At 65.3% G+C, this 19,520-nt stretch carries 14 protein-coding genes; 3 read left to right on the forward strand and 11 right to left on the reverse strand.

The window, feature by feature from the left end:
• Positions 1-14: 14 nt before the first annotated feature.
• From ASH04_RS25705 to ASH04_RS25740, 7 genes are all read right to left on the reverse strand, one after another.
• Positions 15-2,189, reverse strand: a complete 2,175-nt coding sequence (locus ASH04_RS25705; protein WP_057474989.1) for a malate synthase G — start codon at positions 2,187-2,189, stop codon at positions 15-17.
• Positions 2,190-2,253: 64 nt separating this feature from the next.
• Complete coding sequence (locus ASH04_RS25710; protein ID WP_057474950.1) at positions 2,254-3,168, reverse strand: hypothetical protein; 915 nt, start codon at positions 3,166-3,168, stop codon at positions 2,254-2,256.
• The gene (locus tag ASH04_RS25715; protein ID WP_027497159.1) at positions 3,169-4,290 is read right to left on the reverse strand and encodes a hemolysin family protein; all 1,122 of its coding nucleotides are present in this window, start codon (positions 4,288-4,290) and stop codon (positions 3,169-3,171) included.
• Entirely contained in the window at positions 4,283-5,662 is a 1,380-nt protein-coding gene (locus tag ASH04_RS25720; protein ID WP_032387405.1) for a hemolysin family protein, read from the reverse strand. Before ASH04_RS25720 ends, ASH04_RS25715 begins: the two co-directional genes overlap by 8 nt.
• A gap of 331 nt (positions 5,663-5,993) precedes the next feature.
• Positions 5,994-7,430: a GuaB1 family IMP dehydrogenase-related protein gene (locus ASH04_RS25730; protein ID WP_027497156.1), complete on the reverse strand. Its 1,437-nt coding sequence runs from the start codon at positions 7,428-7,430 to the stop codon at positions 5,994-5,996.
• Between the two features lie 11 nt (positions 7,431-7,441).
• Positions 7,442-8,341: a DMT family transporter gene (locus ASH04_RS25735; protein WP_032372395.1), complete on the reverse strand. Its 900-nt coding sequence runs from the start codon at positions 8,339-8,341 to the stop codon at positions 7,442-7,444.
• Positions 8,338-9,666 carry a DEAD/DEAH box helicase gene (locus ASH04_RS25740; protein ID WP_057474952.1) on the reverse strand — a complete coding sequence of 443 codons (1,329 nt, stop codon included), beginning with the start codon at positions 9,664-9,666 and terminating at the stop codon, positions 8,338-8,340. Before ASH04_RS25740 ends, ASH04_RS25735 begins: the two co-directional genes overlap by 4 nt.
• Positions 9,667-9,753: 87 nt before the next feature.
• Here ASH04_RS25740 and ASH04_RS25745 point away from each other — a divergent pair, with 87 nt between their 5' ends.
• Positions 9,754-10,281 carry a DUF4262 domain-containing protein gene (locus ASH04_RS25745; RefSeq protein ID WP_057474953.1) on the forward strand — a complete coding sequence of 176 codons (528 nt, stop codon included), beginning with the start codon at positions 9,754-9,756 and terminating at the stop codon, positions 10,279-10,281.
• A 71-nt stretch (positions 10,282-10,352) separates the two neighbouring features.
• On the opposite strand, the gene gndA is transcribed toward ASH04_RS25745, so the two are convergent.
• The 4 genes from gndA to ASH04_RS25765 all read right to left on the reverse strand — a co-directional run bounded on the left by gndA (position 10,353) and on the right by ASH04_RS25765 (position 15,398).
• Positions 10,353-11,804 carry an NADP-dependent phosphogluconate dehydrogenase gene (gndA, locus tag ASH04_RS25750; protein ID WP_057474954.1) on the reverse strand — a complete coding sequence of 484 codons (1,452 nt, stop codon included), beginning with the start codon at positions 11,802-11,804 and terminating at the stop codon, positions 10,353-10,355.
• A 153-nt stretch (positions 11,805-11,957) separates the two neighbouring features.
• Complete coding sequence (locus ASH04_RS25755; RefSeq protein ID WP_032370571.1) at positions 11,958-13,721, reverse strand: DEAD/DEAH box helicase; 1,764 nt, start codon at positions 13,719-13,721, stop codon at positions 11,958-11,960.
• A 280-nt stretch (positions 13,722-14,001) separates the two neighbouring features.
• Positions 14,002-14,958, reverse strand: a complete 957-nt coding sequence (locus ASH04_RS25760) for a M56 family metallopeptidase (protein WP_027497150.1) — start codon at positions 14,956-14,958, stop codon at positions 14,002-14,004.
• Between the two features lie 23 nt (positions 14,959-14,981).
• Positions 14,982-15,398, reverse strand: a complete 417-nt coding sequence (locus ASH04_RS25765; RefSeq protein WP_032366177.1) for a BlaI/MecI/CopY family transcriptional regulator — start codon at positions 15,396-15,398, stop codon at positions 14,982-14,984.
• A gap of 194 nt (positions 15,399-15,592) precedes the next feature.
• On the opposite strand from ASH04_RS25765, the gene ASH04_RS25770 reads away from it, so the two are divergent.
• A complete protein-coding gene (locus tag ASH04_RS25770; RefSeq protein ID WP_057474955.1) occupies positions 15,593-16,894 on the forward strand; it encodes an alpha/beta hydrolase in 1,302 nt (433 codons plus the stop codon).
• Between the two features lie 101 nt (positions 16,895-16,995).
• Positions 16,996-19,518: a bifunctional lysylphosphatidylglycerol flippase/synthetase MprF gene (locus ASH04_RS25775; protein ID WP_094694608.1), complete on the forward strand. Its 2,523-nt coding sequence runs from the start codon at positions 16,996-16,998 to the stop codon at positions 19,516-19,518.
• The last annotated feature ends 2 nt before the right edge of the window (positions 19,519-19,520 follow it).

Here is a 19,520-nt window from a genome sequence, read left to right on the forward strand (position 1 = left end):
GGTCGACAAGTCCGTCAGGCGTTGACGGCCTTGTACTCCCGTCGGCGACGATGCAGGATCGGCTCGGTGTACCCGTTGGGCTGGCTCGTGCCCTGGAAGATCAGATCACTCGCAGCCTGGAAGGCGATGTTGGTGTCGAAATCGGGTGCCAACGGCTTGTACGTCGGATCGGACGCGTTCTGCCGGTCGACCACCGGTGCCATTCGCTTCAGCGATTCGCGCACCTGCTCCTCGGTGACGATGCCGTGCCGCAACCAGTTCGCGATGAATTGGCTCGAAATGCGCAGCGTCGCACGGTCTTCCATGAGAGCGATGTCGTTGATGTCGGGCACCTTGGAGCATCCGACGCCGTGGTCGATCCAGCGCACGACGTATCCGAGGATGGACTGCGAATTGTTGTCGAGTTCGTTCTGCTTCTCCTCGTCGGTCCAATCGGTGGACGGCGCGAGAGGGATCTCGAGGATCTCGTCGACGGTGGCGCGCTTGGCTTTCGCGATCTCGTGTTGACGGGCGAACACGTCGACCTTGTGATAGTGCAAGGCGTGCAGGGTCGCTGCGGTGGGGGAGGGAACCCACGCAGTGTTCGCGCCGGCCTTGGGGTGGCCGATCTTCTGCTCGAGCATGTCGTGCATCAGATCGGGCATGGCCCACATGCCCTTGCCGATCTGCGCCTTGCCCTGCAGGCCGGCCGCCAGGCCGGTGTCGACATTGAAGTCCTCGTAGGCGGCAATCCACTTCTCGCCCTTCATCGCTCCCTTACGAACGACGGGCCCTGCCTCCATCGAGGTGTGAATCTCGTCGCCGGTGCGGTCGAGGAAGCCGGTGTTGATGAAGACGACCCGCTCGGACGCGGCCTGGATGCAGGCCTTGAGGTTGACCGTCGTGCGGCGCTCCTCGTCCATGATGCCGACCTTGAGCGTGTTGGTGGGCAGGCCGAGGACCTGCTCGACGCGGCCGAACAGTTCGGCGGTGAAGGCGACCTCGTCCGGTCCGTGCATCTTCGGCTTGACGATGTACAGCGAGCCCGTACGCGAGTTCGAGAGCACGTTGTCCGGAGTCAACGAGTGCAGACCGGCGAGCGAGGTGAACAGCGCATCGAGAATGCCCTCGGGAACCTCGTTGCCCTCGGCGTCGAGGATCGCGTCGGAGGTCATCAGGTGGCCGACGTTGCGGACGAACAGCAGCGAACGACCGTGCAGCGTCAGCTCGGAACCGTCGACCGAGGTGTAGGTGCGGTCCCTGTTCATCGCGCGAGTGAACGTCTTGCCGCCCTTGGAGACCTCCTCGGTGAGATCGCCCTTCATCAGACCGAGCCAGTTGCGGTAGCCCAGAACCTTGTCGTCGGCATCGACTGCGGCGACCGAATCCTCGAAGTCCATGATCGTGGTGACAGCCGACTCGAGGAGCACGTCCTTGACGCCCGCTCCGTCGGTCTTGCCGATCGGGCTCTCGGGGTCGATCTGGATCTCGAAGTGCAAACCGTTGTGCACGAACAGGATGGCCGTCGGCGCATCGGGTGTGCCCTGGTAGCCCAACAGCTGGGACGGATCCTTCAGGCCGACGGTGCTGCCGTCGGCCAACGTCACCGTCAGCGAGGCGGCGTCGACGACGTATCCGGTGGTCCCGACGTGCGAGCCGGAGCTCAGCGGCAATGCCTCGTCGAGGAAGTCACGCGCGAACGCGATGACCTTGTCTCCGCGGACCTTGTTGTAGCTCGAGCCCTTCTCGGCTCCGTCGGTCTCGGGTATTGCGTCCGTTCCGTAGAGGGCGTCGTAGAGCGAGCCCCATCGTGCGTTGGAGGCATTGATCGCGAAGCGTGCGTTGAGCACGGGAACCACGAGCTGCGGCCCGGCCGTGGTGGTGATCTCGGTGTCCACGCCGGACGTGGTGATCTGGAAGTCGGCGGGCTCGTCGAGCAGGTAGCCGATCTCTTTCAGGAAGGCCTTGTACGCTGCGCGGTCGTAATCGGCACCGGCATGCTCGCCGTGCCACGCGTCGACCTTGCCCTGAATTTCGTCGCGGACGGCCAGCAACGCTTTGTTCTTGGGAGCGAGATCGGCGATCACCGACGCGGCACCGGCCCAGAAGGCCTCCGAATCTACGTCGGTACCCGGCAGCGCCTCCTTCTCGACGAAATCGAATAGGACCTTGGCGACCTGAAGTCCACCAGCCTGCACACGATCGGTCATGAATTCCTCACTCTTTCCGGTCACGGACACCGGTGACGGTGTCCCCACGACAACGCTGTCGATGTTACTCGGCGGTAGGTCCGACGCCGAACCCGCCGCCGGTGAGCAGATTTCGACACCGATCCATCAGTGCCGAGCGCAGGGGAGCGGCCTTTTCCGACAGCTCTCCCTGCGCGCGAACGTACTCTGCCCGTCCAGCCGCAGTTTCGATTCGGATGGGATCGAGATCGTACTCGCTCAGGTCGTACGGACTTGCGCGCATATCGATCGTCCGAGCCTCCAACGCCAACTCGAAACAGTCGGTCACGAACTCCGAGTCGATCAACGGACCCAATTTGTAGCACCACTTGTACAGATCCATCGACGCGTGGATGCAACCAGGCTGCTCGGACCCCAGGCGCGACTCGGGGGACAACGCGAGGGCGTTACGCGGCACCGCGTCCTCGGTGAAGAAGCGGAAGGCGTCGTAATGAGTGCACCGCAACGTCATCGAGTCCACCACGGCGTCGGTTCCCTCGTGACCGAGTCGCAACGGGACCTGGCTGTGCCGGACTGCCGAGTCGCCGCCGCGGTAGACCATCGCCCATTCGTGCAGACCGAAGCAGCCGAGCAGGGGCGGTCGCTCCCGCGTCGCCGACAGCAGACCCAGAACGAACTCGATGCTGGGCCGGCGTCGTTCAAGCAGATCCGACCGCACCCGGAATCCTGGACCGTCCGCAGTCTCGACCTGCTCGTACGAGGCGAACTCGGCGAAGTCACGCGCCCGATCGCCCGTCAGAACCGTGCCGTGGCCGGGATTCCATCGGCGCAACTGACCCGGGCGATGGCTGTAGTAGGTGAACAAGAAATCCACCACCGGATGCACATTGCCGTGTCCGCGATCGACCAGATAGCTGCCGACGAGACTCTCCACACGCGCCGAGTGCGCGTCTCGCCGGGCAGTCCACTCCGCCTCGGTCAGCGTTGCCGAATCGCCCATTCAGACGTTCCGCGGGGTACCGGTAGGTGCGGACTGACCCGGTCGGGGACCGGCGACACGGTGAGTCCCGTCTCGAACCGTGCCCACGAACTCCTCCACCAGATCCTCCAGCGCGACGATGCCGACCGTGGCACCGGTCGCATCGTGCACGGCACCGAGGTGGCTGCTGGCGCGCCGCAGCTTCGTCAGCGCGTCGTCGAGCACGGTGTCTATGGACACCACGGGCAGGGCCCTGACGTCGCTGCGGGGAATGACGGTCTCCGGGCCGGCGGAATCGTCGGCCATGTCGTCGAGCACGTCCTTCAGGTGCAGATAGCCCACCAGGGAACCGCTCGCATCACGCACCGGGTACCGGGAGAACCCGGTTTCGATGACTGCGCGTTCCACCGAACCGAGGGTCGGACCGAAAGTGTGGTCCGGCCCGGACAGCTCGATACTCCGAACCTGATGCGAGGGAATCAGAACCTCGGCCACGGTTCGGCCCGAGGTCTCGAGAGCCTGGCGCAATCTGCGGTGTTCCTCGGCGTCGATCAGTCCCTCCGAGCGCGATTCGCCGATCATCTGCGACAGCTCCACCGCCGAGACGGACGAACTCAGTTCGTCCTTGGGCTCGATGCGAAGCATGCGCAGCGTCAGGTTGGCGCACAGGTTGTAGAACGAGATCAGGGGCAACGCCACCTTGATGAACATCAGGTGGATGGGCACGAGCACCATGGCGGTGCTCTCCGGGCCGGCGATGGCGATGTTCTTCGGGACCATCTCGCCGACGAGAATGTGCAGAACCACGACGAGCGTCAGCGCGATGGCGAAGGCGATCGGGTGCAGGAACGAGCCGGGGATGCCGACCAGCTCCAGGGGCACCTCGATCAAGTGCGCGACCGCGGGCTCGGCGACGCGGCCGAGCAGAATCGAGCAGATCGTGATGCCGAGTTGTGCCGCGGCGAGCATCTGCGACAGATTCTGACCGGCCTCGATGACGCTCTGCGCGCGCTTCTTGCCCTGCGCCAGCAATGCCTCGAGACGATCACGGCGAGCTGAGATCAGTGCGAACTCGGCACCGACGAAGAAGGCGTTTCCGGCCAGCAGCAGAACTGCCAGACCTACCCCGAGGAAGTCACCCATCGACCTCACCGTCCGATCGCAGACGCGCCACTGCTTCGGCGTCGATCGGCAGGATCAGCACACGATCGATACGGCGGCCGTCCATGCGGATCACGCGCGCCATCCACCCGCCGTCGCCGTCGGGGACGTCCTCCGTCGCCGGGGACGGTAGAAGCACCGCGTCTCCCTCTGATGGAATTCGGCCGAGTTGCATCAGTACCAGGCCCCCGATGGTTTCGTATTCCCCTTCCGGGGCCGAATAGCCCGTCGCCGACGCAACCTCGTCGATGCGAAGCAGTCCTGCGCAGTCCCAGCCGTCGCCCGAACGAGCGACGTCCAGTTCCGGCTCGTCGTGTTCGTCGCGCACGTCGCCGACGATCTCCTCGATCAGATCTTCCATCGTCACCATGCCTGCGGTGCCGCCGTACTCGTCCACCACGAGGGCTACCTGCATTCCGTCGGCTCGTACGCGTTCCATCACAGCGTCGCCGTCCAGGCTCGACGGAACGACCGGAACGTCGCGCGCCAGGGACTCGACAGTGGTGGACCGGCGGTCCGCTCCGGCCACCGTGAACGCATGCTTGATGTGTACGACGCCGACGGTGTCGTCCAGGTCGCCGTCGACCACCGGGAACCGAGAGAAGCCCGTTCGCGCAGCGGTTTCGATCAGGTCGGCGACGGTCGCGTCGGTGGCGAGAGTCTCGATCTTGACCCGCGGAGTCATCAGTTCCTCGGCGGTGCGATCGCCGAACTGCAACGACCGGTCGACCAGACGTGCGGTGTTCTCGTCGATCGAGCCCTGCTGGGCCGACGTCCGGACCAGTGAACCGAGCTCCTGCGGTGATCTCGCCGAACGCAGTTCCTCGGCCGGTTCGATGCCGAGCCGTCGCACGAGCCAGTTGGCCGAGCCGTTGAGTCCGTTGATCGCCCATTTGAAGATCAGGGAGAACCCGGCCATCGCTCCGGCTGTGACCCGCGCGGTCGACATCGGTTTCGCGATGGCAATGTTCTTGGGGACCAGTTCACCGAAAATCATCGAGAACGACGTGGCCAAGATCAGAGCCACCGCGAGGGAGATGCCCGACGCGAGAGAGTCCGAGGCACCCAGCGCGGTGGTCACCGGCCTGATGAATCCTGCCAGCACCGGCTCCGCGAGATAACCCGTGATGAGGGTGGTGATCGTGATGCCCAGCTGCGCGCCCGACAACTGAAAAGACAGCGTCTTGTGAGCATGCAGAACTTGGCGCGAGCGTAGGTCGCCGTTCTCGGCCTGAGACTCGACCGCACTGCGTTCGAGAGCAGTGAGGGAGAACTCTGCCGCGACGAAGAGGGCAGTACCTGCCGTCAGCGCCACGAAGCCGATCAGGCTGACGATGGTGACGAGAGTGGCCACAGGTCAACGCCGCCGAAGTTGAGAGAGCAGTACCGCTCCGCTCGTCTGCGGGGACCAGTCGAAATCGGTGTCGCCGGGTTTCTCTCCCGGCTCGATAGAGGATCCCTCCGATGTGGAACCGTCGTCGTGCTGCTCCGCAGTTGCCGAACCGGCAACCGAAATAGTGGGTGCCTCGGGCACCTGATTCCCTTCTGTCTGGTTCGCGCTGCGGCACACCGGTGGTGGCCGACGCGTCGTCGCACCGCGCCGAGTCGACGTTGTCGTCTCGGCGCGGGCAACGACAGCGAACGTCGTCGAACTCGTAGTGGGTGAGTCTAACCGTGTCGGTGCGTTACCACCCGGACGGCAGGGGGCGCCCCTCGGCAAATCCTGCGGCCGACTGGACCCCGAGGACGGCTCGTTCGGCCAATTCGGGCAGGGAACGGGCCCCGGCATAGGTGCATGTGCTGCGCACACCTGCGCAGATGTGATCGATGAGGTCTTCGACGCCGGGACGATCCGGATCCAGTCGCATCCGGGAACTGGAGATCCCTTCCTCGAACAACGCCTTGCGGGCGCGGTCGAAGGCCCCGTCGGTGGCAGTGCGCGCCGCGACGGCACGCTTGGACGCCATGCCGAAGCTTTCCTTGTATCGGTTGCCCGCCGCATCGACGCGAAGGTCTCCGGGAGATTCGTAGGTGCCCGCGAACCAGGATCCGATCATGACGTTGGCGGCACCGGCCGCGAGCGCGAGCGCGACGTCGCGAGGATGGCGAACACCGCCATCGGCCCAGACCGACGCACCGAGTTCGGCTGCGGCAGCCGAACAGTCGGCCACGGCCGAGAACTGCGGCCGACCCACGCCGGTCATCATGCGAGTGGTGCACATGGCCCCGGGGCCGACACCGACCTTGACGATGTCCGCACCCGCCGCCACCAGGTCACGGGTGCCCTGAGCGGAGACGACGTTACCGGCGGCGAGCGGTACGCCGAGATCGAGCGAACGCACCTCGGCCAACGCTTCGAGCATCTTCTGTTGGTGCCCGTGGGCGGTATCCATCACCAGGACGTCGGCACCGGCCTCGACCAGTGCCGTCGCCTTCTTCGCCACGTCGCCGTTGATGCCGACCGCGGCAGCGATCCGCAGCCGTCCCGACGCGTCGACGGCAGGGGCGTAGATGCCGGTGCGGACGGCACCGGTGTTCGTCACCACACCGGCCAACGAACCGTCGTCCTCGACGACGATCGCGAGCTGGGCGTGGGCGGCCTCCATCAGCTCGAAGACCTCTTTGGGTGAGGCGTTGCGGGCCACCCGCACGAAGTCGGTCGCGGCCACCGAGCTGAGCCGAGCGAAGCGATCGACGTCCGCGCAGGCGCTCTCGGTGACGACACCGACGGGCTTGCCGTGCTCGACGATCACAACGGATCCATGAGCGCGCTTGTGTACCAGGGCGAGCGCATCGGAGACCGAGGCGTTGGGGCCGAGAACGACCGGTGTGTCGGCAACGAGATCTCTGCTCTTGACGAATGCGACCGTTTCGGCCACGGCCTCGGTGGGCAGGTCCTGCGGAATGACGGCAATGGCACCGCGTCGTGCGACGGTCTCGGCCATCCGCCGACCCGATACTGCGGTCATGTTCGACACCACGATCGGAATGGTCGTTCCCGACCCGTCGACCGTGCTGAGGTCCACGTCGAAACGAGAAGTGACATCGGTCCGGTTCGGGACGAGGAAGACGTCGTCGTAGGTGAGATCGTAGGGCGGCTGGTGACCATCGAGGAACTGCACGTTGATCGAGACTACCGGTCGGATGGACTTCCTGGGTTCGACGCCCCGTCCCGAGCGGTCGGTTCGGACGCGTTCGCAGCCTGCGTACGCGACAGCAGGACCGTCGTGACGATCATGACGGCCACGGCCACGACGATGACCGTCAGGGCTGCGCCCTCGGTTCTGATTCGCTCGTTCAGGACAGTGACTCCGACGAACGCCGCGCCGAGTGGTTCACAGATCGTCACGGCCGGCATCGACGCCGACAGCGGACCCACCTGGAATGCACGCTGCTGCAGGTAGAAGCCGACGACGCCGGATCCGATCAGCGTGTAGGTCTGCCAGGCCGTCAGCGCCTCGACCGGGTTACCGTCGACGAGGTCGGTGACGTTCTTGGTCAGCGCAGCCGCCAGGCCGAACAGCAATCCTCCCGCTGCGCCGAGCAGTAGTGCCCGAACTCCCGGCGAGGTGAGCAGCAATCCGCCCGCGGCGGCGCAGCCGACCACGACGGCCACCGCGATCAGTGGAACGAGCCATTGCACGAAAGGGGCGTCGGTATTGCCCTCGCTCGGGTCGCCCACCACGATGAAGACGGCGAGTGCCGCGGCCATCGCCACGGCGAGCGCCCAGGTGGTGGCGGGCAGTGTTCTCCCGACCAGCTTTGCCGACATCGGGAGAGCGAACAGCAGTGCTGTCACCAGCAGAGGTTGGACGATCAGTACCGAGCCGACCCACAGCGCGGCGATCTGAACCGCATAGCCACCGCCGTCTCCGAGTACCCCTACCCACCACCGCGGGCTGCGCACCAGTGCCGAAACGAGGGATTCACCTTCGGGGACGGACGCGGCCGCGCTCTGTTGCGCGACCGACGCGCAGGCGAACAGGAACGCCGAAATCAGCGCGAGTACGACCGCCGGCCAGGACGCGGTCACCCGCGTCGTCCTCTGCTACCGCCACCCCGCCGACTCCCGGTGCCATCGCTCCGCCCACGCCTGCCCGGCGTACCCGTCCGGCCCGCACCGCGCGCAGTTCGGGGGTCGGCCGCAGCACCGCTCGTCGTCGGTACCGAGGCAGGTAGCGGTCGACCGATCGGGGTGCGTGCGCCCGTCGGTCGACGCCACGCGGACTGGTCCAGATCGGTATCGATGACCGTGGCGGCAACGCCGGCCTCGTCGGCCATAGATCGGACGCGATCCAACTGGTCGTCCGTTGCCAGCGTCACGACGGTTCCGCGGGCACCGGCACGTGCAGTACGTCCGGCGCGATGCAGGTAATCCTTGAAATCGACCGGGGGATCGACGTGAACCACGAGCGTCACGTCGTCGACGTGAACACCGCGGGCTGCCACGTCGGTTGCGATGAGAGCCACGGACGTGCCCTCGCCGAAGGCCGCGAGCGATCGGGTGCGGTGCGCCTGAGTCTTGTTGCCGTGCAACGACGATACCGGCACACCCAGCGCGAGGCACTCGTCGGTGAGTCGATCGACGGCATGGGTGGTCCGTAGGAACAGAAGTGTCTTCCCGTCGCGGTTGGCAAGTGCAGCAGCGACTTCGGTCTTTCGGGCCGCGTCGATTCGGAAGACGAAATGGGTCATGTCGGGTTCGCTGACGGCTGCCGCAGTGGAGTGCACAGCGGGGTCTTTCAGAAACTTCTCGACCAGCCCGTCGACCTCCCCGTCCAGCGTCGCGGAGAACAGCATCCTCTGACCGTGTGCCGGGGTGGCGGCCAGCAGTGAATCGACCTGAGGCAGGAAACCCATGTCCACCATGCGATCTGCTTCGTCGATGACGGTGACCTCGACCTGCTCGAGTGTGATCGAGCGTCGCTGGAGGAGATCGATGAGCCGGCCGGGAGTCGCGACCACGATGTCGACTCCGCGCTGAATATCTCGGACGTTGCGTTCGAGCGGAACACCTCCGACGACGCCGACGGTTCGAAGTCCGAAGGTGGCACCGTGGATGTCGAGTACTTCACGAATCTGCAGTGCCAGTTCCCGCGTGGGGGCGAGAATCAACCCGCGCGGTGCCGCAGGTGCGCTTCGCTTGCCGGCGAGGTGGACGAGAATCGGCAGTGAGAACGCCAGGGTCTTACCCGAGCCCGTGGGTGCGCGCCCGAGGACGTCCCGTCCGGCAAGGGCATCGGGGATCGCCGCGACCTGAATGGGAAACGGGTCGCGAGCACCTGCATTCCTGAGGGAGTGCACCAGAACGACGGGGAGACCGAGGTCTGCGAACGATCGAGTGGATTGACCCGGCATGGAGCTGACCTTACCGCCGCATCGACGACGCGTTCGACCGTTCTTGTCGGTACCGCACGCAATACTTGTCCTAGAACGTGAGTTCGAATGGCGTTCGAGACGCAATCTCCGCAGGGGCGGTTGCACGGCGAAGGTGGGGGAGTCATGTGCAAGATGTGCCGAGGGTTCGGTGTCGACAATTACATCGATGACGTGAGGGCAACGATCGAGACATTCGGGTGGGCGCTGCAGTATGTGGAATCGGAGGTCGATCGAGACGGCATTCATCCCGCGTTCTGCTACACGGTCGGTCTCACCGACCTGGGCAGTCCCGAAATCGTCGTGACGGGACGCGGGCCACGTGAATCCTCGATGATCCTGAACGCGCTGGGGACTTCGGTGGCGTCGGGGATTTTGGAGATCGAATCCGGAATCGGTTGTGCAGCAGCAGGGTTCGATCTTCTGGCCATCGACGTACCGGATTGTGCGGACATCCTGTACGTCGCCTCCGACGTGTACGGCACGGGACGCTTCAGCGCCGTACAAGCCGTCTGGAGGGACCTCGAAGGTGCACTGCCGTGGGAGGGAATTCCGTCGACGGTGGTGCAACCGATACTCGGGCCGGTGCCCTTCTGAGCGAGCGAAGACCGATCACACCGGTGGCACCGCACGAAAGTACGCGCGGTGCCACCGGCGAGGGACCGATGTCAGGCTTCGATCTCGGAGCGATCTCCACTCCACAGAGTGTGGAACTTGCCCTCGGAATCGGTGCGCTCGTAGGTGTGCGCACCGAAGAAGTCGCGCTGTCCCTGTGTCAGGGCCGCAGGCAGACGCTCGGCGCGCAGCGCGTCGTAGTACGAGAGCGAGGATGCGAACGCAGGCACCGGGATGCCGAGCGACGCAGCCGTGATGACGACGCGCCGCCAACTGTCGATCGCGTTCTCGATGGCGTCACGGAAGTACGGCGCCAGGATGAGGCTCGGTAGTTCGGCGTTGTCGTCGTACGCGTCCTTGATGCGGTTCAGGAATCGCGCCCGAATGATGCAGCCACCACGCCAGATCGTGGCGAGATCGCCCGGATGCAGATTCCAATCGTATTCGGCGCTACCCGCCGCGATCTGATCGAAGCCCTGTGCGTAGGCGACGATCTTCGACGCGTACAGCGCCCGGCTGATGTCGTGGGTGAACTGCTCGGCATCGGACGGCTTGTCGGCCAATGTTCCCGATGCGAGGCCGACAGCGGCCTTGCGCTGGGCCCGCGATCCCGACAGAGCCCGTGCGAACACTGCCTCGGCGATGCCGGTCACGGGCACTCCGAGATCGAGTGCCGCCTTGACGGTCCATCGACCGGTGCCCTTCTGCTCGGCAGCATCGACGATCACATCGACCAGTGGCTGCCCGGTCTTCGCGTCGACCTGGCGAAGGACCTCCGCAGTGATCTCGACGAGGTAGCTCTCCAGATCGCCCTTGTTCCACTCGGTGAAGACGTCTGCAACCTGCGCAGGCGAGTACCCGAGCGCGTCGCGAAAGAGGTTGTACGCCTCGCCGATGAGCTGCATATCGGCGTATTCGATGCCGTTGTGCACCATCTTGACGAAGTGGCCGGAGCCGTCTGGGCCGATATGCGTGCAGCATGGCGTGCCGTCCACCTGCGCAGCGATGGACTCGAGCAACGGTCCCAATGCCTTGTAGGACTCGGCCGGGCCACCCGGCATGATCGACGGGCCGTTGAGCGCGCCCTCTTCGCCGCCGGAAATACCGGCACCGACGAAGAGCAGACCGCGGTCCTTCATGGCCGCCTCGCGGCGGATCGTATCGGTGTAGAGCGCGTTGCCGCCGTCGATGATGATGTCGCCTTCCTCCATCACACCGGCGAGTTCCTCGATCACCGCATCTGTCGGGTCGCCTGCCTTCACCATGATGAGCACGCGCCGCGGCTTCGCCAGCGCGGCCACGAACTCCTCGATGGTCTCGGTACGGATGAAGTTGCCCTCGGTACCGTGCTCGGCGATCAACGCGTCGGTTTTCGCGATACTGCGGTTGTGCAACGCGACAGTGTGCCCGTGGTGGGCGAAGTTACGCGCGATGTTGGAGCCCATGACGGCGAGTCCGGTGACTCCGATCTGAGCCAGTTCTGTCTCTTTTGCTGCTGAGGTCATACAGACAGCTTTCCTTGCCGCGCGATTTCGCGCGAGCCAACCCCCTGGGTCCGGCCGACACGACGAAAAAGGTGCCGCATTCGCGAAGAATGCGGCACCTCGGGGTTCGAGCGGCGAAGCCCGTCGAATCAGGGCTTCGCCTCGAACGATCGATCAGTGGCTGCGTGCAGGCCCGTCGAAACCGTCGTACGAACGACGCTCGGTGCGGCTACGGAACCCACCCGACCGGTTCTCGTCCTGGCGCGGGGCGGATGCGGGACGACGGTTGTCCGAGCCACGGTTGTCCGAGCCGCGACCTTCGTAACCGCGACCCTCTGAGCCGCGGTACGAGCTCGAGTCGGAGCGACGCGGGCGGTCACCTTGGTAGCCGCCTTCGCTGCGCGGGTTGGATCCCTGGTAGCCGCCGGTGCGAGGGCTCGATCCCTGGTATCCCGTGCGGGGACGGTCACCCTGGTAGCCGCCTTCGCTGCGGGGGTTGGATCCCTGGTAGCCGCCGGTGCGAGGGCTCGATCCCTGGTATCCCGTGCGGGGACGGTCACCCTGGTAGCCGCCTTCGCTGCGCGGGTTGGAACCCTGGTAGCCACCGCTGCGGGGGTTGGACCCCTGGTAGCCACCGGTGCGCGGGCGGCTGTTGCGATCACGCGGGGTGGATTCGGCACGCAACGGCTCACCGGTCGGCTTCTTGGCTCCGGTGATGCTGTTGAGTTCGGCCGAACCGGGGGAGACGTTGACCGCGGTGGCCTTGACGCCGGCCATCCCGGTCAAACGCAGAACCTGACGACGCTGATTGGGGAGCACGATCGCGACGACGGTGCCCTTTTCTCCAGCGCGTGCCGTGCGGCCGGCGCGGTGCAGGTAGTCCTTGTGGTCGGCGGGCGGATCGACGTGTACGACCAGGTCGATTCCGTCGACGTGAATTCCGCGGGCCGCGACGTCGGTGGCCACGAGCACAGGGGTGCGACCGTTCTTGAATCGCTCGAGCACTCGGGTGCGCTGGTTCTGTGCCTTGCCGCCGTGCAGCGACTCTGCAGCGATGCCGAGGGCGCGCAGGCGATCGGTGATGCCGTCGCAGCCCAGCTTGGTGCGCGCGAACATGATGGTGCGGCCGCCTTCACGGGCACCGATCTCCGAGAGCACCAGATCCTTCTGGCCGCGGTCGACCATGAGGACGTAGTGGTCCATGGTTCGGACGCTGGCCTTGCCGTCCTGGGTGGAGTGCTCGACGTGGTCGGGCAGGAACTGGCGAACCAGTGACTGGACCTCGCGGTCGAGGGTGGCCGAGAACAGCATCCGCTGTCCGTCTGCGGGTGTATCGGCGAGTACGGCGCGCACCTCGGGCAGGAAGCCCATATCGGCCATCTGATCGGCCTCGTCGAGCGCGGTGATCTCGATGGAGTCGAGGATGCAGGTGCCCTGACGCAGGTGATCTGCCAGTCGTCCCGGAGTGGCGACCAGTACGTCGACTCCGCGGCGAAGCTGCTCGACCTGCTTGTTGAACGGGGTGCCGCCGACGGCAGGCATGACCCGGAGGCCCTGTGCGTTGGCGTAGGGAGCGAGCGACTCGACTACCTGGAACGCGAGTTCGCGGGTGGGAACCAGTACGAGCGAACGCGGGCGCTTGGCGGCCGGTCGATCGGTGTGCAGCGACAGGCGCTGCAGAATCGGCAGGCCGAAGGCGAGGGTCTTGCCCGAACCTGTCTGCGCGCGACCGAGGACGTTCTTGCCGGCGATGGCGTCGGGAAGCGCCTTTTCCTGGATGGGGGACGGCACGGTGATCGAGTTACGAGCGAGAGCCGCGACGACTGCCTCGGGCAGACCGAGCTCGGCGAAGGTGAACGCCGGTGCCGCTGCGGGCGTCGGTACGGCCGTCGAGTCGGACTCGGGGGAAACGGTGGTATTGGAAACAGCGTTGGTCACGCAGTAAAGCCTCTCCGGATTGCGGGCACGCCAATAAGCCCGAAGCTGAGAGACCCGACGAGAAGGGAAACACGAAAAACAGCCAGAACACATTGATACGAGCCAGGGCACTGTCACCTGGCCATCGGTACGCAGGTCGAACCTGCATAAAGTGGGGCTGTTTGTGCCATTTCGATTGCTTGGTCGCGATGGCGACCGAGTTCTACTGTACGGGACGTACCGCCATTTGTTCACCCGGATGGGTGTGACCTGCGTGACCCCTCGGTGTGGCGGCGCTCGATCAGCCGAGGAGTTTGCTCAGTTCTTCGAGCCACGGCATCGCGACGTAGATGGTCGGCAGCACGAGTATGACGACGGCGGCCAGATATGCCACAGCGGCGATCCGGACGTCGCTGCCCGGCCCGCTCAACCGCTGGACGCGAATGAGTGTGTGCGGTCCGCCGGCTGCCATGGCACCCCGCGGTGCGGTGGATCCGGCACACGTCACGAGTGCGCGCGCGAGAGGGGTGGGTCCGGTGACCTTGACCGCCGTGTCATCGGCCAGCAGCTCGACCAACAACTGAACGCTGCTCAGGGCGGACTTGCTACGAACGATTCTGGGGAACGCCTCGTTGACCGCGGTGAACGCTTCCAGCACGAGGTCGTGACGGGATCGTAGGTGTGATCGCTCGTGACTGAGGATCGCGGTCACCTCCGCTTCGGAGAGGCTGGCAAGCGTTCCGCGGCTCAGCACCACCCGCTGCCGTAGTCCGGGCAGGCAATACGCAATCGGTTCCGCCGCGTCCAGAACCCGGATGTCTGCATCACGCAGGCTCCTGAACGGATTGTCGCTCTTGTCGGTCCGGTCGAGTAGATCGACCAACATGCGATGACGGGAGCGGCGACGGCGGGTACGCACCGCCACCTGAGCCACCGAGAACATCAGTTTCGCTCCGATGCCCAGAGTGATCGCGAGCACCACCACGTACAAGGTCCACAGAGGCAGGCCCAAGGCGTCGATCTCGTCGGTCGGAGCCGTGGTCGGACGGCCGTCGGGGCCCGGCACGAGCAGCAATCCGCCGATTGCCAGGCCGGAACTGAAGGCCGACAACACGGCCGCGAGGGCGATGGCCTGCCACAGCACCAGAGCAGCGCGAGGCGACCGGTACGGCCAGCTCGCACGGGCGAGCATCGCCGGCACAGGTCCAGCCAGGATCAGCGCGAGTATCGCGAATACCAGCGCAGTGGTGGAGTTCATGTCCTCACTTACTACGAGGAGCCTCAGTCCGTCGGACGGCCTTCTGCAGCAGAAGGTGACTCTGTCGTCGATTGTGCCACTTCCAGCGCCGCGAGTGCTTCACGGAGGGCGGCGGCCTCATCTGCTCCGACCTGCCCGACGAAGTGCACGAGGGCAGCTGCACGACCGCCGGAGGCGGGGGCCTGGGACAACGCGTCGACCATCAGGCTCGCGACCAACTCGTCGCGACCATGGACCGGGGCGTAGCGGTGAGCTCGGTCGTCGCGCTGCTGGACGACCAAACTTTTCTTCGCCAGACGCTGCAGGACCGTCATCACGGTCGTGTACGCGAGTTCACGATGAGTCGCAAGGGCCTCGTGGACCTGACGAACGGTCTGCGGCTCCGTCGATTCCCACAGATGGTCCATTACTGCGCGTTCCAATTCACCAAGGCCAGCCATTCCTCCGAGTCTACGGCCAGTCCGACGCGGATGCGTACTACTCGTAGTAGTAACTACCGTCCGAGTGCTGTGGTCTCGGTCATAGCCGCGGTCGAGTGGCGTCGGCGGGTCGTGACCGTGAGCGGGTCCGTGGGCATACTCTGTCGAGAGTTGGTGCCGCTGGGCCGAGTCGGAAAGATGAGTGGAGACCTCGCGTGAAGTGGTTCGATTCACTGTCGTTGCTCGATGGGCCACTGCCGGTGATCGTGTCCGTGCTCGGCGCCGCCGGCGGACTGTGGTTGCTGGTCTCGAGGTCGCGTCGGTACGCCAGGCGTGCGCTGCCGATCGCTGCCACCGCGGCGATCGTCGTCACGGCTATCGGTTACGTACTGGTCGAAAAAGTATGGCGTCCGTTCCCCGATCCGATCGACATCTCGATCTACGTGTGGATCGGGGTGGGTGTGGCTGCCCTGTTCGCACTCGTACCACGGTCGATCGCAGCCCGCGGCGTGGTTGGCACAGTGGTGTCGGTGCTGGCGGCGGTCCTCGTGGTGGCAACGTCTGCTCTGCACGTCAACCTCGAATTCGATGCGTATCCGACCGTGGGTAATGCGCTCGGTGTCGAGTCGGCCGAGCGCATAGCGTTCTCGGACGTGCCGCCTTCGGTCTCCGACACCGTCACCGGCACGCCCCTGGAATCTGCCTGGTCCGCACCTGCCGACCTGCCTTCCGCCGGCCGCGTCACCTCCGCCACCATTCCTGCCACCGCGTCGAACTTCACGGCGCGAGACGCCCAGATCTACCTACCGCCGGCCTACTTCGCCGATCCCCGTCCGCTCCTTCCTGTCCTCGTACTGCTCGCCGGCCAGCCCGGCGCACCCGAAGACTGGTTCAACGGGGGCAAGCTCGCCGAGACCATGGACAACTTCGCGCGTGATCATGCCGGTCTGGCACCGGTGGTGGTCGTGGCCGACGGCACCGGTTCGTCGATCGCCAATCCGCTCTGCGTGGATTCGACACTCGGCAACGCGGCCACGTACCTCGCACGTGACGTTCCCGATTGGATCGACAACTCCCTGCAGGTGGATCGCAACCGTGCTCATTGGGCGATCGGCGGATTGTCCTACGGCGGAACGTGCTCGATACAGATGGCCGCCAATCATCCCGAGGTCTATCCCACGTTTCTCGACCTGTCGGGTCAGCGAGAGCCGACCCTCGGCGATCGAGATCGAACCGTGCAGCAGGCGTTCGGCGGCAACGCCGCAGCGTTCACCGCGATCAACCCTCTCGACCTGCTGAAATCGCGTCGATACCCGGACTCTGCCGGTATTTTCGTCGTGGGGTCCGAGGACAAGGATTACCAACCGGGTCAGCAGGAGATGTACGACGCGGCGAAGGCCGCTGGAATGGATGTGCAGTACGTGGAGGTACCAGGGGGACACAGCTTCGCGGTGTGGTCCGAAGGCTTACGTCGAGAACTGCCGTGGCTGGCTACGAGAACAGGACTGACGGCGTGAACACCGACGAGTCGGGGGGTCCGACGGAAGCGATCGATGCTGCGGCACCGACGTGGATGTCCGAGAAGGTGGCCGTCGTGAGATCCGCCGCCTCGGCGACGATGCGGCAGTCGCGGCGATTGTGGTCGCTGATCCTGTTCGGTGCCGTGGGTGCCCCGGTCAGCTTCACCCTGCTCGCCGTGGTCTGGCTTTCGGGGATGTATGCCGTCGTGTCGGACGGCCATGGTCAGGTCGACAGGTACTTCGCGGTAGGCATCGTCCCGTTCGAGCACTGGCATCTCTGGACGCCGCTGACATCTGGTCTGGCAGCGCCGAATATTGCGGGCTGCGTGGTGGCGACCGTTGCGGTGCTCCTCGCTGCTGCCCCGATCGAACGTCGTATCGGTTCCCGTCGGTTCGCGGTAGCCGCATTCGTGACGCAGGTTGCGGGGTCGTTGTTCGGGCTGGGCCTGGCCGTGCTGGCGAAGACCGTCGACGAGGATTGGGGTTTCCGCCTCCACGTAGGTACGGCCGTGGGCCCGACGACATGGGTCTGTGGCGTTGTGCTGGTTGCCACGTCGCGGATGGACACGCTGTGGCGCAGGCGGATTCGCGTCGGACTGCTGACCCTTCTGGTGACCCTGGCCTTGTTCGGCGGTCATCTGCAGGACGTCGTTCGGTTGGCGGCAGCGGTGATCGGTCTGATCGTGGGCCCGTGGATCGTCGGCCGGTCGGCGCGCGGTCCGAGATTGGCTGGAACGCAGCGTGAAGGACGTGTCCTGGTCGCGCTGATCGTCGCCGCCAGTGCCCTGGGTCCGGTGCTGGCAGCCTTGAGCCCCAATGCCGTGGGGCCGTTCGCGGTGCTTCGCGACGTGGTTCGCGGTGTGCCGTACACAGCTGCCGAGGTTCGTGAGATCTGCGCCGATGCCACGACCGATCCGGTGGAATGCCGCCGCGGGCTGCTCGACCTCAGGCTGGGCGGAGTCGGACCGACGATCCTGAGCATCATGCCGTCGCTGTTCCTGTTGGTGGTCAGTGACGGTTTGCGCCGCGGTCGACGGTTCGCGTGGGCGATGGCAGTGATCTCGCAGGTGGTTCTGCTCGCGCTGTCGGTGGCGAACTACGCCATCCGATTCCTCGAAGCCGGTGACGACGAATCGTTGTTCTACGGGCTGGAATCTCCCACTGCCTACCGCACTGCCGTGCCCTTCCTTCTGCCCCTGATCGTCCTGCTGGTCCTGATCGTCACTCGGAAGTTCTTCGACGTGTCGGCACCGGCTGGCACGTACCGACGCTGGGCCGCGTCCGTCGTGGCCGCCGTAGTAGGACTCGGCCTGATCTACGCGATCGGCGGCTATCTCGGTCGCGGCGGTTTCGCCGACTCGCCGTCCTTCGGCGGACTGCTGATCGATTTCCCGCAGAGGCTGGTTCCGCCGGTCTATCTGCAGTGGCTCGAGCCCGCCCTTCTACCCCAGAGCATCCCGACCACCTTGCTGTTCGAGTGGACCGGCGTCGTGTTCTGGGTCGTGGTGTGCGTGCTCACGATCAGCACCTTCCTCACACCGGTGTACGGCTCGGAGACCGATGCCACCGAACGGGCTCGCAGCGTGCTGATGTCGAGCAGCGGCTCGGCGCTGTCGTGGATGACGACCTGGCGCGGGAACAAGTACTGGTTCAGCGCCGACGGCCGCAGCTACGTGGCGTATCGCGTGATTTCCGGCGTGGCTTTGACCACCGGTGACCCTGTCGGGCCGCGAGAATCATTGCGAGACAACGTGGTCGAGTTCGCCGAATTCGCGTCGAAGAACGGGTGGATTCCGTGTTTCTACTCTGTCACCCCGGCCGTCCGGCGCATCACCGATTCTCTGGGATGGGGCGGTATCCAGGTCGGTGAGGAGACCGTGCTCGATCTGGACGGAATAGCGTTCACCGGCAAGCGGTTCCAGGATGTTCGTACTGCGCTCAATCGAGCGAAGAAGGCAGGCGTCGTCGCGGAGTGGATTCGGTTCCCCACCGCTCCACTGGCCATCACCGATCAGATCACCGCGATCTCCGAAGAGTGGGTGGCAGACAAGGGGATGCCGGAGATGGGCTTCACCCTCGGCGGTCTCGAGGAGGTCGACGACGAGAACGTGCGATGCCTGATTGCCGTCGACGAACATCGAACCGTGCACGGGGTCACGTCGTGGATGCCCGTCTACGAGGACGGCGTCATCGTCGGGTGGACGCTCGATTTCATGCGGAGACGGTCGGAAGGCTTTCGGCCGACAATGGAGTTTCTCATCGCCTCAGCCGCCCTGCTCCTCGAGCAGGAGGGGGCCAGGTTCCTGAGCCTGTCCGGTGCACCTCTGGCCAAAGTCGACGAGAAGCAGCCCGAGCACGTGTCCAGCGCCGAGCAGTCGACGCTGTCCGGCTTGCTCGAACGGTTGCTCGATGTACTCGGGCGCACCCTCGAACCTGTCTACGGGTTCCGGTCTCTGCTGGCATTCAAATCCAAATTCCAGCCGCGCTACGAGCCGATGCACATGACGTTCGCCGATCCGGCCGCCCTGCCCAGTATCGGCAACGCAATCGGCCGGGCCTACCTGCCCGACGTGTCCATCGGTCAGGGCTTCAAGCTCGTCCGAACGATGATCGAGCGGTGACG

Origin of the sequence: Rhodococcus sp. Leaf233, assembly GCF_001426165.1 — a bacterium.
Taxonomy (GTDB): domain Bacteria; phylum Actinomycetota; class Actinomycetes; order Mycobacteriales; family Mycobacteriaceae; genus Rhodococcoides; species Rhodococcoides fascians.

Bases quoted from the DNA above. Each gene is read 5' to 3' on its own strand.
- ASH04_RS25710 (WP_057474950.1), bottom strand. From the start codon at position 3,168: ATGGGCGATTCGGCAACGCTGACCGAGGCGGAGTGGACTGCCCGGCGA.
- ASH04_RS25715 (WP_027497159.1), bottom strand. From the start codon at position 4,290: ATGGGTGACTTCCTCGGGGTAGGTCTGGCAGTTCTGCTGCTGGCCGGA.
- ASH04_RS25740 (WP_057474952.1), bottom strand. From the start codon at position 9,666: ATGCCGGGTCAATCCACTCGATCGTTCGCAGACCTCGGTCTCCCCGTC.
- gndA (WP_057474954.1), bottom strand. From the start codon at position 11,804: ATGACCTCAGCAGCAAAAGAGACAGAACTGGCTCAGATCGGAGTCACC.
- ASH04_RS25765 (WP_032366177.1), bottom strand. From the start codon at position 15,398: ATGGCTGGCCTTGGTGAATTGGAACGCGCAGTAATGGACCATCTGTGG.
- ASH04_RS25760 (WP_027497150.1), bottom strand. From the start codon at position 14,958: ATGAACTCCACCACTGCGCTGGTATTCGCGATACTCGCGCTGATCCTG.
- ASH04_RS25775 (WP_094694608.1), top strand. From the start codon at position 16,996: ATGCGGCAGTCGCGGCGATTGTGGTCGCTGATCCTGTTCGGTGCCGTG.
- ASH04_RS25705 (WP_057474989.1), bottom strand. From the start codon at position 2,189: ATGACCGATCGTGTGCAGGCTGGTGGACTTCAGGTCGCCAAGGTCCTA.
- ASH04_RS25745 (WP_057474953.1), top strand. From the start codon at position 9,754: ATGGCGTTCGAGACGCAATCTCCGCAGGGGCGGTTGCACGGCGAAGGT.